Source organism: Ralstonia sp. Ralssp135 (genome assembly GCF_047304345.1).
In the GTDB taxonomy this organism is placed as follows: domain Bacteria; phylum Pseudomonadota; class Gammaproteobacteria; order Burkholderiales; family Burkholderiaceae; genus Ralstonia; species Ralstonia chuxiongensis.
Genome location: NZ_JBGLYZ010000002.1, coordinates 251,074 through 264,504, shown reverse-complemented (window position 1 = coordinate 264,504; position 13,431 = coordinate 251,074). Strand labels below are relative to the sequence as shown.

Here is a 13,431-nt window from a genome sequence, read left to right as displayed (position 1 = left end):
AGAGGATGAGTCCTGCTTAGCCCGTCGTGTCCGTGATCAGACCGTGAGCTTTCTCGTTGCCCACCTCAAGCGTGTAGTCAACAAGCAGCATCTTCTTGTCGCTGTCACCAGTCTTAGCCAGCGGCACCGTTTGGAACGGGCGCAGGTAGGCCACGCGCAGATAGTTCGGGTTGACGAAGAAGCAGTCTTTCGACTGAGCCAGGAAGATGTCCGGGATGATCTTCACATCACCGAAGTCCGACTGGTAGACGTCAACAGCGGTCTTCAGCGTCTTGTCTTCCACTTCGATGAAACGAGTGCCGGGGCCAGCGAAGCCAGAGATGATCTGCTTGTTCACCGGCGAGACAATCGCGTATTCCGGCGATTCACCCGACGACGAATAGATCTTCTGCAGGACCGACTTGACCATCGTTTCGGTCAAGGCCGTGGTTGCGCTGTTGTACGTGCGCGTGCTCGAGCCGTCAGTCCAGCCGTTGGCGTTCAGCGACGGGTTAGCGCCAGCCGGAGTGCCGCCTGTCTGGAACACGGTGTTCGTGTACAGCCAGCAGGGCAGACCGCCGAGCTTCGAAGCAGTGGACGAGTTACCGGCAGCCTTGGCGTTGTTGTACGTCAAGATGCCTTCCATGTCGCGCTTCAGCTCCTTGGACTTCTTCATGAGCTGATAACCCATCTTGTTGGTGCCGCCAGCAGCAACAACAGCTTGCGACTTGCCCGAGATCTGCACGACCTTGTTCGACGTTTGGACATAGTTGCCCATACGTGCGGTCGGGGTCAGCGTTTGCGACGTGGGATCGTCACCTTCAACGGCGGCGTTGCTCAGGTTCTGAGCGGCCAGCGAATCGGTATCCCATTCGTGGTTGTTCTGGGTGGCCTTGTTCTTCTTCGTCATGTTCAAGATCGGGGTCTTGAACGGATCGACGTTGAAAATCAGGTTCGACAGATCTTCCCGGATGTTGGTCTGGGTGTAGGTCTGCAGAGTGTTTGACGGAACAGACATTTGTTACTCCTTAGTTCGCGAAGAACTCAAACGCCGCTGCTTGGGCGTCAGAATCGCGAGGATTTCGGTTGAGGCGATCCATCACTTGTTGACGTTTCGCCGCTTGCGGGTTGGTTTCCGTCCGAGATCCCGGTTTCGCCATAGGAGGCGCTTGCCGAACCTGCTTCAGCGCTTGAGGTTTGGCCGCTTGGAGCTCCTGATAACGCGCCGCATCGTGCAGAATTCGCATGTAGCGGTGGTCGTATATCTGGTTAAGCTCGGCGTCCTTGAACCCTAGGCTGCGGGCGTAGTTCACCATCTTTCCCTGTGCTTCCGTGAACGCCTTCTGGTCTTGCCACTCAGGCACGACTTGAATCAGGCGTTCGCGTTCTTGCGCAATCGCTTGTTGAAGCAATTGCTGTTGATGCTGTGTTTCTTGGGCTTGCTGTGCCTGCACGTTTTGCAGGAAGCTGCCAATCTGTTGCTGGCGGCTTGCGTATTCAGCTTGTAGAGCAGCAAACTCGCCGGGGTTCTGGCTGCGCAGCGTGTTCCAATCGACCTGTGCAAAATCGTGATTCAGCATCTGCAGGGCCAGTTGGCCCATTTGCTGGTGTTGCTGCAGCGCTTGTTGCGTGGCTTGGCGCCAGCCTTCGCGCTCTTGATCGAACTGATTGCGCTGGTTGCTGAGTTCGATGCTTTTGTTGTTGACGTGGCCTTCGAGTTGGTAGCTCTTTAGGACTGTCTCAAGCGGGACGAGCTTTTCAACGCCGTCGATCTTCACCGGCACGTTGAGGGCACGAGCGGCCTGCGGGTCAACCTTCAGCGAGGCCAGCAGTTCGTCTAGGCTTTGTGCCTGCGGCGCTTCTTCTGCTGCTGCTTCATCACCTTTTGAAGCATCGTCAGCAGGTGGATCGTCACCCACGCGAGCATCATCAGCAGGAGGCGCTTCCTCAGCAGCTGCAGCAGCCTGCGCATCCTCGCGGGGCGGCTCATCATTCGAATCAAACGCGCCAGCGTCCCAAAAGCTCTGAAACTGGCTTTCGGTATCGGCTGCGGCGCCCGGTTGGGTGGTCGCTTCCACATCGCTCATTTGCTCGCCTCAATAAAAAAAGCCACCCGAAGGTGGCTTGTTGGTGAAACTGGTACTGCTATCGGCTGAAGAGTTGGAATCGCTTCTTCTGCTCTTCCTGCTGGTTGATCTGGAACTGCGCGATCTGGCCTGTCTGGCGGATGTTCTCTAGGTACTTCTCGAGCGTGTCCCACATCTGCAGCGCGATGATCAATCGCGTGTGCATCGCCTGATCCGACATGGGGACAGATGCCATTTGGCGGCGGATGCCTTCCTCGATGGCCTTCTTTGCCTCTACGAAGATCGGCGCATCCAGCACTTGGGCAGCGTCACCACCGCGAATCACCTCTTCTTCAAGCGCCACGTTTTACCTCTACGAATTCGATGCAACCCCAACCATTCTTTCGGCATGTTTCTGCTAGATCGCGGCTGTATGTCAGCATCCATTCGGTTGCGCCTGTCGGCCAAATAAGCCAATGACGATTACGTTTCTGTTTAGTTGCCACGCTGAATCTCCGACATGTCCTGATTCACCATCTGGCCCGCATCAGCCACGGCGTTCTGCTTGAGTTGCGATGCAACAATCTGGCCAATGACCTTGAGCGCGGTTTGCCACTCTTGCGACTGGATTTGCGCCATCTGTGCTTCGTGGTCGGCCTGAGTCTGCTGCGCGCCGTGGGCAAGTTCTGCCTGTGCGCGCGCTTGCTCGCTCTGCGCCTTGGTCTGCTCGGTCTGCAGCCGCATGCCAGCGATCTGCTGATCTGCTTGCGCTTTGATCTGCGCGGCCTGCACATGCGGGTCGGGCGGCTGTTGCGCCTTCTGTTGCTGCATCTGCTGGTATTCAGGCGAGTCCGGGTCCATAGCAAACTCTGTCGGATTCTCGAAGCCAAGCAGATGCGTCACCTTCTTGAATGTCGCATAGGCTTGTTTGGGGCCGACAAGGCCGAACACGCCCAATTCCTTCTGCGCCTGACCCAGCAACATCACATTCGCCCGCGCTTCCTCACGGTTGCCAGAGCCAAGGCCAACATTGATCGCCAGTTCGGTGCGCTCGCGCCACTCAGCCGGATTCGCTGTCAACCATTGCTTGTTGGTGAGGCGAATCGTCAGTTCATCGTCTTGGTGACGGCGCAAAAGGTTGTGAATCTTCTGGAAAATGTCTTTCACGCCCTCAGCCAGCAGACGCGCAACCAGTTCAACCTTGGCCGCTGCAGCCGACATTGCCGCAAGCTGGCCGCCTTTGGTCACATCCTGCAATGCGTCAGCGTCAACGCCCATCGTGTCCTTGCCGATGCCCGTGCGCATTTCGCGCTGCAGGTCACAGTACTCCATGGCGGGCAGAATCTGCGCCATGAGGTTGGACGGCTGCTGGAACGGCATGATGTTGTCACCAATCGGGCCATCCACGCGGATGATGCCGCCCGGGCGAGACACCAACAGATCCTGCACGTTCACCTGTTTCCAGTTGACGGCAACGCGCTGGTTGTTCGAGATGTAGATGTTGTCCAGCGCCTGGCGGAACAGCGTGGTCTTGATGACCTGAAGATCGTTCAGCAGATCGAAATAGCTGATACCGACATGGCGATGCGGCATGCGGATTGGCGAGCAGTACGAGAAAGAGCTTTCCTCGATCTCATCGTTCGCCAAGATCACATCACCGCCAATCACGATGCGGCGGAATTCAGCCAAGCCGTCACCGTCATAGTCCACGCGCACAAAGTTCGTGCGAATGTCGATCAACTGGCTAGCAGGATCAACCGGATTCTCTTCGGACAGCTCGTCCGTGACTTCATTACGCGCCAATGCGATTAGATCGAGCCACGCAGGACGCGCAACGGTGATTGCATCCACCTTTTCCGGGTCGAAACCCTGTTCCTTGGCCTCCGTCCGTGACATCGTGCGCATGTGCTGGGTGAACGGCGAATCATCCAGCCCATGACGGGCCTGCGGAGACACGCGCATCTCTTCAGGCGGTACGCACTCAACGCAGACGCGGCCCTTTTCGCTCGTGCGGCGGATCTTGATGTCGAAGCACTGGTACTGCCGCGGACCTGCTGACGTCTCAATAACATCTGTGCGCTCAGACTGGCCGAGAACCTCGATCTCGTCGTCCGTCTGGAGCAGCATCGTCACTTCCTGCTCATTCAAGCCGGTATAGCTCTCAACGACTGATTTCTTTTCCTTGACCCAATACGAAGTGACGTAGCCATTGCGCAACAGCAGGGCGTCTTTGAAGAAGTCGTGCAAGATGAAGAAGCCCGGATTTTGCTTCATGAACACCCAGTTCACGACCTCTGTTTCAATCTCGGCTTGCTCTTCATCTCCAGGCGCTTCTGGATCGAACTGCACAGGCTTTCCAGAGCCGACAAACATCCGCATGAGCGTCGGCATGATCCATTCGACCGTGTCCCGCAGCTCGGGAAGCACGATCTGCGAGCGATCCTCTACCTCATTGCCAAGCGGGCGACCAAAGTACGCATTCAGCGCGTTGTATCGGTCGATCTCCAACGTGGTCATTGCCTGCGCAGCGGGCTTGATGTTTCCGCCAACGCTCGGGCCACTCGAAACGCTCGAACCTAGGCTAGCGCGCTCGTATTGGCCGATGAGCGCAAGTAGCTCGCTTTCGGTCATACCGCGCTTGTCAGCTTTCTCAGCCATTGCGGCCACCGCGCTCAATAGAGAACGAACGAATTTGCGAAGCGGGAACGCGGTGCGTTTCAGTCACTACAAATTTCCCTGTGCGTTCCAAAAACTTCTCTGAGAAACAAGACCCGTCACGCAATACGATGCGAACGCGCTTCCCTCGTTGGCAAGAGGTATGAGGCGTCTTCAAGATTGCTCCTTCGGTTTCGGACCCGGCTTGCGTGCGATGATTTGCTCATTGCGAGCGCGCTCCGCCAATTCCCGTGCTTGCGCCGCTCGCTCTTCAACTTCTGCAAGACGTCGCTCTAGCTCGGCAACGCGCGCTTCCAGTGCAATGCTCACTAGACCACTCCCAATTTCGGATACTGCAAAGGTTTCATTTCCTGCGGCTCTTGCCACACAACGCAGCCCAAGCCGAACGCATCCGCTCCGTGGCTCGACCAATCGTGTTCAGGCCCAAGCCCAATGCCGCGCTCCAGGTCTCGCTTCTCGTGATACCAACCAAGCGCCGCGCGTCCTGCTTCGGTCGCTTGCTCGTGAAACCTGATCTGCGGAAACAGCACGCGAGTGCGCTCAACGCGGGCCATCGCTGCGCCACGCCCTTGATTCGGGACAACCGTCACGGAATAGCCAGCCTTCTTGAGCGCTGACTCGTAGGACACGTCATAAACCTTGTCCTGCGTAGAGCCGTCGTGAGGCAGCCAGAATTGCGCTTTGCTTGGCTCGTAGCCCTGCGACCGACACCACGCTAGGTGAGCGTCAATCGGTTGCCCTACGGCCTCGTAGTAGTTCACAACGCGGATTTCGCGGCCAATGAATTGCATCGCCCAGATGGCGAATGCGTCAGCCTTTGAACCCGTGCCGCCGATGTCGCACATCAAGCGAATCGTCATCAGCGGATCAGCCGGGAAGAAGCCGATGCGGCCTTCCTCTTTCGCTTTCTGCAGATGCTTGGCGTAGTACGCACCGGCCAGCGCGGTAACGTAATCGCCTTCCCATATGTGCGGATACTGCTCAGGCCGCTCTTGTTGATCCCGTTGTCGCTCACGCTCCAGCTTGGCCGGGAATTTCAGGTTATCGCGCCAGTTCAGTTGCACAACCTTGATCAGCGGATCGCTCGAATTGCGGAAGCGCTCAACCGGTGCGTTCTTCCGCGCCGGGTTCCACGTCACCCACAGTTCGGCGTTCCATGCGTCTTTGCCGTCGCCGCCTTCCTCACGCAGCGTAGGAAGCACGATCTGCCAAGCCGCATCTGTTACCGGCTCGGCCTCATCAACCCACAGCACCAGAATGCGCGCCTTGGACTTGATGGACTGCACAGACTTATCCAGCCCGACGAACGCAAATGCAATACGCCCATCACGTGACCGGATGTAGGTCTCGCCAACCTCGTAATACTTCGCTAACGCTGGTTCGCTCTCGATAGCGCGCTTGCACTCATCCAGCGATGAATCAGCCAGTGAGTTCATGTACTGCCGACCGCAGACCAATAAGCCAGACACCCCAGCCTGCCCGTACCTCATGCCCACAACCGCAAGCATCGTGGCGAATGAGCGCGTCTTGGCGCTGCCCCGCCCACCATATGCCCCTCGCACATCCGCTGGCCCCTGGAACACAGGGATCAGCTTTGCGGGCATCTCAATTCGCAGCTTTGTCATCCTCTGCTACGAACGGGGCTAGAACGAACTCAGTTACCAGCTTGAGCGGCGAATCAGCATCGCCACCAACAGTCAGCGGCAACAGCTTCGGGTAGATCGTTCCCCAAAACACACGCTCGTTTTGCGGCTCTTCTTGCGCCCACGCTACAAGGCGATCCACTCCCCCCAGACGATCAGCAGCCATCGCAATTGCTTCTTTGGCCGCCATCGTCGTTTTGTTCAGGGCACCTTTCGGTCGACCCTTGCCAGCATTCGGAGGAGTCCGCTTTGCTGTATCTGTCCCTATTTTGCTATCTGCCACTCTCAGCCGCGCCCTTACGGGTAGCGCTCCAAGTTAAGCGTTATTCACTTGCCAAGCTTTTCGAATTCAGCGTGGCTCTGCGGGTGTTGCACTTCACGCGGGCCAGCATTGCCGTGCTCGCGGTTCAGTACCTTGTTTGCCTTTGTGTCGATCTTTGCTTCTTGGCTTTTCGACATGCGGCCTTCGTTCACCGCCTGACTGGCTCGAGCTTTCGCATTCGCTGCGTGACTTGCATCGGGCACGGGATACGAGCGGTTCGGTCCAGCGAACTCAGTCTTCGGCATCGCCTTACGTGCCTTCGTGGTCAACTTCATGATTGGTCCCAAAAAGAAGCCCCACCGGCTTTCACCGGCAGGGCAGGAGTGGTTGGATGACCAACCTTGGAGGAGACACTCAATTTGGGAGCCAGACCCAGGCCCAGCGCTAGGTATGCGCCGTAAAGGCAATGCTGGCGGATCTGGCTACCGAATAGAGCTTAACTATTAATCATTGCAACATCACAACGATGGCGCTCGATCTCGCCAAAGTCCTTGTGATGAACAATACAAAGCATGTCGCGACCAGACCGGTACGCATGTCTAGCGGAATGCGCATCAGGCGCAGCCAAGGTGCGGAACGATTCGCAAACCACTCCCGGCAACTCAGTAACAGATTGGGAATGGATGTGGCCAGTGTACCAATAGCGGTAAAGCGTCTCACCCCAATCCTTCGCTCGGTCACACGCCATAATTCCGCCCAGCTGGCTGTGCTTTGTTGTGTCCCCATGTGTTGACCCAATTAGTACTTTTCCAAAACGGAAATACCAATGCTTTGCAGGGCCGGTGTCTACATCAACGCGCGGCTCATTTGAAAAGTAAGCCGCCAACGTGAAGATAAGTGCCCATATTGCGTGCGGGTCATGGTTGCCAGGAACCGCCTTGACAATGACCTTCTTGTGTTTCTGCAGAGCGCGTAAGATTGCGTGCCTATAGGTCTCGATGCCGACTTGAATGACTTTCACATAACGCGAATCAACATCAAGCTGATGCCGATGCGCTGGCGTCTGGTTGGTCTGATCGTCCATGTGAAAGACGTCTCCCAACAACAATAAAATTGCGGTGTCGGCGGCTGGCGCACTTGTCACCAACCGGTCAACGGCACCAAACGTCAGCTTGCGTCCGATTTCAAGGTCAAAATCTTGCCCGCATTCCTTACCCCACACATGGAGCCCCACATGTGGATCGCCGAACGGATATACAGCCAGCAAATCAGAGAGAACATGTGTTGGCGCTCCAACATGCGGCGAAAGCCCGCAAACCTCTTGCGCCATAATTTCCAGCGCTGCGCGGGCCAATTCCTCCTGCCGCTCCGCATCAATGCTAGATTTGACCCACTGCAGCTTGGGCTTACCAGACTCGTCATACAGCGTAGACGTGCCGCGAACCTTGTAGCCCTCTGGCACGACATGATGCATATCGTGCTCAGGGCTGAATCCGCGCTTGGACGCCTTCGCCTTCAGGCGGACCATGGCCTTGCTGACCGTGCCTCGCGACACTTGCAGCGCATCTGCGGCCTTGCGCTCACTACCGTGCTTCTCGATGGCGTCCAGGTATTCAATCTCGCGAGCCGTCGCAAAGTCGCGCAGAGTAGCCATCAGGCGTTCAGCTTTGGCGGCCAGCAGCCGCACCACTCAGCGGCCACAATCGGTGGGAACACGCTCGACGTATTGCCTTCCTCGTCAATCATGACTTGAGGCGGGTTGCGTCGGCATGTCTCGTAACCTTCTTTCTCTTCTTTGAAGTACCGGCAATTCCCGCAATGGGCCACGATGTCAGCCTCTTTTTGCTTCCGTGTCACCACCTGGAACCCCAAAGAAAAAGCCCGCGCATGGCGGGCACACGAATTACAGCATTGCAGAAAGTCTAGTATAAATGGCTATTTTGTGCGGATCTAAATTGTGCGGATTTTTCCGCACTAATCTACGTCAACCGATTGGCGCATCTCTTCCAAATTGCCAAGGTGAACACGCTTGATCGTAGTCGCCAGCTTTTGGGCGCGGCGAGCAAACCTGTCCATCCTGTCGTAGAAAGTGCGATGACCGATCTTCAACTCCGCCGCCAGCACTTTTATTGGCCGGAAGCGGTAGAAATAGAAGAGGGTGAAGCAAATAGCGTCATCCGGTTCTTGTTCGGCCAGCCCATGAATCGCCATATTGAAGTAGGCCATGTCAGCGCTCAGTGGTCCGTCCGGTTCCCTTGGCGACGTTCGGCTTTTCTGAAACCGCGCTAGGATGTTGGGCGGTACGGGAGGGGCGAAATAGCGCCTTGAGTGGCACCAGTACGCCCATTCCCCGCAAAACGCCCGAAGCTCTTGATCGTTCATCTTCCCTCCCTAAAGACACGTACCGTCTGCGAATTCCCCGAATCCAAGACCCTCATCCATGGAATGAGTGCGCGATGCGCCTTTCCAAGCCTTGCATGGCCGAACCCTCCACACCTTCAGCAGCTCCGTGAAGTCGTGCTCCTTGCTGAGTCGGCCCAGATCTAAGTAGGGAACATCGGTGCGCCGGTAGATGAGTGTGATGCCGCAAAACTTAGTAGCCGGGAGTTTTGCTTTTGTTGCTAGCCCGCGCCGAACCAAGATACCCAGCGCCTCACGCGCCGTAACTGCAGCGCGCCCGATTGCTGCGCCAACTTCCGCGCTAGTGACTGGCTCCGTCTGCGTGTCCATGTACTTGCAGACCATCTGCAGGGTTGTCTCACTGATCCCCATGACCGCTCCCTATTTAGCCACTTGGATCAAACCAAGCTCCATCAAACGCACGTATGTCTTCGCGATGCATTCGTATTGCATAACGCGCCTCTCTTCTTTGCTCATGTTTTTGCCTTGGTCTAGGTCAGAGTGACAGTAGGGGCAAATCCCCATGATCGCCGCATCGCTAGCCTTGATGCCCATTCCCTTGCCGAACTCCTGCAGGTTGGAATGCGCCGCTTGAACGCCATGCCTGTTGCATTTCACACAGTCGATTTCATGTACGACGCTCAACAAGTCACGGTTGCGGTAGGTCATCCCAGCCCCCTCATAAACTGACGGTGCTTCTCCCAGTCGATCTGCTCGGTGGGCTGCTCAACTGGTTCTGGCTGCTTATCGTTACCGGAATGCATGTCTGCATGTTGGGCTAGCGCTTCGCATCGCTTGATTTCATTGGGTGGCAAATACGTGCTCATCACTCCTCCCACTCCACCTTTACCGTTGCTAGCAAGTCTTCTCCGTGAAGCCGTGCGACTTCCTTTGCTTCCCACTCGCTTTTATGAACAAAGCCGTTCACGCGAGGCGGCGTAGTCGGATGCGGCTTCCAGATATTCACCCATCCATGTCGATGCTTTTTCTCGTGTTCCATGGCTAATTCTCCAGCCCAACCAAAAAATCAATCGAGCAGTCCAGCTCCTGAGCTAGCGCCACCAAGCTCTTTAGCATCGGCTCCTTGAGTCCGCGCTCGTAGCGGGAGATGGTCTCGGAATTGACGCCCACTCGTCGGGCCAGCTCTCGCTGACTCATCCCGCGTTCTTCTCGGGCCTGTGTCAGATGTTCAGCAAAGGCGCGCATGATTACCTCCCAGCCAGCCGCACCCACTTGCAATGCGGCGATGTGTGTTCCTTGCTTCCGCAGATGCAGCACATATCAGTCTCCTACTCCGCGAACTTCTTCAAACAATGCAGCGCCGAATGGTCTTGGCGGCACTCATTCCACGAGGATTTGTCTTTCGGTGTAAGAGTCCGGAACACAATCGCCGCGACAAATACCAACACACTCACAAAATCACGCATCTCTTCCTCCTAACTCACATCCCTAACCACACATTCCCATCAGCCTTATCCGCCGATGGCCTCAATGGCTTGCTCTACGGTCTCAACAACTGCGGCATGCCCTTGCCAAGCTGCATGCCAATCCGCTTCGTCTGCTGTTAACTTTCGCTTGCTCGGCGGCTTGCTGCTGTCCTTGATCTCAAGCAGGAAAGTCATTGAGCGCCAACCAACGCAGAGATCAGGGAAGCCTTTGCCGATTGCTGCAGTTGAGGTGACGGTTGCGCCGATCTTGCGAAGCGCCGCCACAATCTCGGCTTGGTTTTCATCTGTACGAGCCGCACGTCTCAAGCGTCCTCCCACAAAATGGATTTGCGTTGGACACCCCCAAGTTGGCCTTGGAGGATGCGTTGAAGAGCTTTGAAGTCGGCAAACGAAAGACCCTCGGCCTCATCTGTTTGCACAAAGTGGTCACGCTGCGATTCCAGCATGTCGCTGTTGTCATCAACGATGGCGTAGTGCGTCACTTCCGGATGGCGATTCAACCAGTCTTGGATTTCCTCGCCGCGCACTCCGGGCAATGCCGAGGTCTTGTCGAAAATGGGAAGGTCCAGCCCATTGGCGCATTCATGCACCGCGTGTGTTCCGTGACGCCACGACGAAGAGAGAACGATAGAAGCCTTCTCTTTCTCGCAAAGCACCCTAATCAGACCGACCGCAATCCAGTCGAAATTCTTTTTGTTGTCGTCATCAAAGCAGTGCGGATAGTTACCTGTAGCCACAACAGTGCGACGGCTGTTCAGTACACCATCAATGTCCAAGAACAAAACCTTCATGCTTCCTCCGGCGCCCTAAGCGCGCTTTTTGTTAGGCGTATTCGGTTCTGATCTGGCCGAAGATACGGCGAAGTTCTGTGATTGCCTCATGGATCGTTCCGCGCTCGTATTGCATCTCGTAATACGGATCAACTTCTTCGCCCCGATCAGCCTTAACCCAAGGCGGCAACATAGTGCGCGTGCCGTAGCATTGAGAACCTGTCACACGCAAAACGCGCCAGCCACGCGAAAGAAGCACTGCATCTCGGTCAGCGTCTTTCTTTGCATTGTGAAAATCACGACCATCACATTCCAGCGCGACCTTCTTTACTGGATTCCCAAAATCAACGAAGAATTTGTCAATAGGAAATTGAGGCCACATCGGCAGACCGTATGAACGAATCTCGCACCATGCGTCATCTTCAATGGGCGTAAAAATCTTCATCCAATCAGCAATCATGTAAGGATCACCACGCATCCAAGACCACTTCCCGGCATCAACGGCGCGTTGGTACGTGCGATACGTGGTTCTGAGCTTGGCAAAACGCAGAGAAAGAGATTCGCTTCCGTCCACGTATCCAATCGGGAACTCAAATGCTGTTTGCATGGCATCAGCAAAATGGCTGGCGCTAAGACGCACAAGACTCATGCTGACTTCTCCTGGAAGTTAGAAACTTGCTCCGCAATCCAGCGTTTTTTATCCGTGACGATTTGCCGTTCAGCGACTCGCTCTTGCTCCGCCTTGGCCGCTGCCGCCTCACTACCAAGCTTCAACTCAGCCATCGCCTCCTTGAGTCGCTTCAAACCTTCAGGACAGCCCTTGTCGTCCGTGTGGTTCGGCAGGAGCGCTGCAACTTGCGGAGCTGGCAGCAATCCTTGACGGCGCGCCTCAGACAACGCCACATCACGCTTGTGCTGATCGGTTCCAAGCGACGGCCACCACTTGGCGGGACCGGTTGCGGTAGATACTTGGCGCTCATAGACCTCTTTGAAAGCCATCCGCGCACCGACCTCATCGCCAAGGTCAAAAATCGGCTTTGCGGCACCCCAGGCAAGAGCAATCTCATCGTTCATCACAACCGTTTCTGCCTCATCGCATGCGCGCACCGCGATAGACCACGCTTCCTCCGGGCCGGGGCGACCAGACAACTCAGCGGGCCGCAGGATCGCCAGAAGCTGCGCGATGGTCGGGGGGAACTTCGGCTCTGCCTGGATGTGCTTTTGGCATGCATTGCGCACGGCCACGATGTCAAACTGAGCCAGCAGCCCCCACCACAGGCGCAGCGTTTCTGGCAATGGCGCCTGACGCCCGTAGTTGTCGAACATGGCTCGCACAACCTGCGAGAACTCGGCTTTTTCTGAGTCCTTCATCGGATCGTCTCCATGTCGATGGTGTTGCCGTCATCCGGCAATGGGCCGTTCAAAAATTCGTTGATGCGTCTGTCGCTTTCGGACTGCCGAGACAGCGGCGATGCTCTAGCAGGCTGAACCCTGAGCTTTGCCCAGTCATCGCGGATCGCACCCATCAATGCCTCATCCCAATCCGCGTACCCGTAAGCCTTAGCCTTGGCCTTGCTAACAAAGGCCTCAAAGTGGGCGTCTAGGCGGTCGTATCCCTTTTCTGCTGCCCAACGGCGTACGCGCTCGCTGACGGCAAAACCTTCTGGCAAAGGAACCTTCTTGGACTTCGCGGGCTTCTTGGGCGTGGGCGGCGCAGCCGACTCACTCTCAGACAATCCGGTATCCGGAATCAGAGAATCATCAATCAGACAATCAGGGCGAAGTGCTTGCTGGCTTGGTTCTTCGTGCTTGTCGCTCTGGGTAGCAGCGCTTTCAACTTTGGTAGCAAGTTCTTCAGGAATTGGCGGTATTACTGAATCTGCTTCATTCGTGTGCGGACGCTGATGCTTGGTGAAGTTGATGATCTGGATGTAGCGCTCGCCATCAATCTGATAGCGCGTGATGAACCCAGACGAAGCAAGTTCATCCAGCATTACGTCGGCATCAGCGTTGTCGTAAGGAAGAGCCTGCGCCTTGATGCGCTTCGGGCGATCCTCTAGGCGTCCCTCACGGTCTGCCAGCATCCATAGGTAGACGAAGAACAGGCGCGTCAGCGGATCAAGTTCCGCCAGCTGCTCGTTCTCCATCGTCCCCGGTTTGATGTTTCTTGCCCGCGCCACAGCGTTA

Annotated in this window: 17 protein-coding genes; all 17 read right to left on the bottom strand. The window is 56.2% G+C overall.

Features of this window, described 5'->3' with window-relative positions; all coding sequences use genetic code 11:
- Positions 1-16: 16 nt before the first annotated feature.
- A complete protein-coding gene (locus ACCD03_RS03480; protein ID WP_413410863.1) occupies positions 17-997 on the bottom strand; it encodes a DUF5309 family protein in 981 nt (326 codons plus the stop codon).
- Between the two features lie 10 nt (positions 998-1,007).
- The gene (locus ACCD03_RS03475; protein WP_413410861.1) at positions 1,008-2,066 is read right to left on the bottom strand and encodes a hypothetical protein; all 1,059 of its coding nucleotides are present in this window, start codon (positions 2,064-2,066) and stop codon (positions 1,008-1,010) included.
- Between the two features lie 58 nt (positions 2,067-2,124).
- Positions 2,125-2,409: a hypothetical protein gene (locus tag ACCD03_RS03470; protein WP_413410860.1), complete on the bottom strand. Its 285-nt coding sequence runs from the start codon at positions 2,407-2,409 to the stop codon at positions 2,125-2,127.
- A gap of 131 nt (positions 2,410-2,540) precedes the next feature.
- The gene (locus ACCD03_RS03465) at positions 2,541-4,703 is read right to left on the bottom strand and encodes a hypothetical protein (RefSeq protein WP_413410859.1); all 2,163 of its coding nucleotides are present in this window, start codon (positions 4,701-4,703) and stop codon (positions 2,541-2,543) included.
- A gap of 326 nt (positions 4,704-5,029) precedes the next feature.
- Complete coding sequence (locus ACCD03_RS03460; RefSeq protein WP_413410889.1) at positions 5,030-6,325, bottom strand: phage terminase large subunit; 1,296 nt, start codon at positions 6,323-6,325, stop codon at positions 5,030-5,032.
- A 1-nt stretch (position 6,326) separates the two neighbouring features.
- Positions 6,327-6,554, bottom strand: a complete 228-nt coding sequence (locus tag ACCD03_RS03455; protein WP_413410858.1) for a hypothetical protein — start codon at positions 6,552-6,554, stop codon at positions 6,327-6,329.
- Between the two features lie 137 nt (positions 6,555-6,691).
- The gene (locus ACCD03_RS03450; protein WP_413410857.1) at positions 6,692-6,961 is read right to left on the bottom strand and encodes a hypothetical protein; all 270 of its coding nucleotides are present in this window, start codon (positions 6,959-6,961) and stop codon (positions 6,692-6,694) included.
- Positions 6,962-7,122: 161 nt separating this feature from the next.
- Positions 7,123-8,280 (bottom strand): hypothetical protein, encoded by a 1,158-nt coding sequence (locus tag ACCD03_RS03445; protein ID WP_413410856.1) that lies wholly within the window; start codon positions 8,278-8,280, stop codon positions 7,123-7,125.
- 320 nt (positions 8,281-8,600) lie between these two features.
- A complete protein-coding gene (locus ACCD03_RS03440; protein WP_413410855.1) occupies positions 8,601-8,852 on the bottom strand; it encodes a hypothetical protein in 252 nt (83 codons plus the stop codon).
- Positions 8,853-9,407: 555 nt separating this feature from the next.
- Positions 9,408-9,695 (bottom strand): hypothetical protein, encoded by a 288-nt coding sequence (locus tag ACCD03_RS03435; RefSeq protein ID WP_413410854.1) that lies wholly within the window; start codon positions 9,693-9,695, stop codon positions 9,408-9,410.
- A gap of 157 nt (positions 9,696-9,852) precedes the next feature.
- Positions 9,853-10,026: a hypothetical protein gene (locus ACCD03_RS03430; RefSeq protein ID WP_413410853.1), complete on the bottom strand. Its 174-nt coding sequence runs from the start codon at positions 10,024-10,026 to the stop codon at positions 9,853-9,855.
- A gap of 2 nt (positions 10,027-10,028) precedes the next feature.
- A complete protein-coding gene (locus ACCD03_RS03425; RefSeq protein WP_413410852.1) occupies positions 10,029-10,304 on the bottom strand; it encodes a helix-turn-helix domain-containing protein in 276 nt (91 codons plus the stop codon).
- A gap of 194 nt (positions 10,305-10,498) precedes the next feature.
- Positions 10,499-10,780, bottom strand: a complete 282-nt coding sequence (locus ACCD03_RS03420; RefSeq protein WP_413410851.1) for a hypothetical protein — start codon at positions 10,778-10,780, stop codon at positions 10,499-10,501.
- Complete coding sequence (locus tag ACCD03_RS03415; RefSeq protein ID WP_413410850.1) at positions 10,777-11,265, bottom strand: HAD domain-containing protein; 489 nt, start codon at positions 11,263-11,265, stop codon at positions 10,777-10,779. The genes ACCD03_RS03420 and ACCD03_RS03415 overlap by 4 nt, the downstream gene beginning before the upstream one ends.
- A 31-nt stretch (positions 11,266-11,296) precedes the next feature.
- On the bottom strand, positions 11,297-11,893 hold the full coding sequence (locus ACCD03_RS03410; protein ID WP_413410849.1) for an endonuclease domain-containing protein: 597 nt from the start codon (positions 11,891-11,893) through the stop codon (positions 11,297-11,299).
- Entirely contained in the window at positions 11,890-12,615 is a 726-nt protein-coding gene (locus ACCD03_RS03405) for a hypothetical protein (RefSeq protein ID WP_413410848.1), read from the bottom strand. Before ACCD03_RS03405 ends, ACCD03_RS03410 begins: the two co-directional genes overlap by 4 nt.
- Positions 12,612-13,391, bottom strand: a complete 780-nt coding sequence (locus ACCD03_RS03400) for a hypothetical protein (RefSeq protein ID WP_413410847.1) — start codon at positions 13,389-13,391, stop codon at positions 12,612-12,614. The genes ACCD03_RS03405 and ACCD03_RS03400 overlap by 4 nt, the downstream gene beginning before the upstream one ends.
- Positions 13,392-13,431 lie beyond the last annotated feature (40 nt).

Bases quoted from the DNA above. Each gene is read 5' to 3' on its own strand.
- ACCD03_RS03475 (WP_413410861.1), bottom strand. From the start codon at position 2,066: ATGAGCGATGTGGAAGCGACCACCCAACCGGGCGCCGCAGCCGATACC.
- ACCD03_RS03430 (WP_413410853.1), bottom strand. From the start codon at position 10,026: ATGGAACACGAGAAAAAGCATCGACATGGATGGGTGAATATCTGGAAG.
- ACCD03_RS03465 (WP_413410859.1), bottom strand. From the start codon at position 4,703: ATGGCTGAGAAAGCTGACAAGCGCGGTATGACCGAAAGCGAGCTACTT.
- ACCD03_RS03415 (WP_413410850.1), bottom strand. From the start codon at position 11,265: ATGAAGGTTTTGTTCTTGGACATTGATGGTGTACTGAACAGCCGTCGC.
- ACCD03_RS03450 (WP_413410857.1), bottom strand. From the start codon at position 6,961: ATGAAGTTGACCACGAAGGCACGTAAGGCGATGCCGAAGACTGAGTTC.
- ACCD03_RS03440 (WP_413410855.1), bottom strand. From the start codon at position 8,852: ATGGCCTACTTCAATATGGCGATTCATGGGCTGGCCGAACAAGAACCG.
- ACCD03_RS03445 (WP_413410856.1), bottom strand. From the start codon at position 8,280: ATGGCTACTCTGCGCGACTTTGCGACGGCTCGCGAGATTGAATACCTG.
- ACCD03_RS03460 (WP_413410889.1), bottom strand. From the start codon at position 6,325: ATGCCCGCAAAGCTGATCCCTGTGTTCCAGGGGCCAGCGGATGTGCGA.
- ACCD03_RS03480 (WP_413410863.1), bottom strand. From the start codon at position 997: ATGTCTGTTCCGTCAAACACTCTGCAGACCTACACCCAGACCAACATC.
- ACCD03_RS03400 (WP_413410847.1), bottom strand. From the start codon at position 13,391: ATGGAGAACGAGCAGCTGGCGGAACTTGATCCGCTGACGCGCCTGTTC.
- ACCD03_RS03405 (WP_413410848.1), bottom strand. From the start codon at position 12,615: ATGAAGGACTCAGAAAAAGCCGAGTTCTCGCAGGTTGTGCGAGCCATG.
- ACCD03_RS03410 (WP_413410849.1), bottom strand. From the start codon at position 11,893: ATGAGTCTTGTGCGTCTTAGCGCCAGCCATTTTGCTGATGCCATGCAA.
- ACCD03_RS03435 (WP_413410854.1), bottom strand. From the start codon at position 9,695: ATGACCTACCGCAACCGTGACTTGTTGAGCGTCGTACATGAAATCGAC.
- ACCD03_RS03455 (WP_413410858.1), bottom strand. From the start codon at position 6,554: ATGGCGGCCAAAGAAGCAATTGCGATGGCTGCTGATCGTCTGGGGGGA.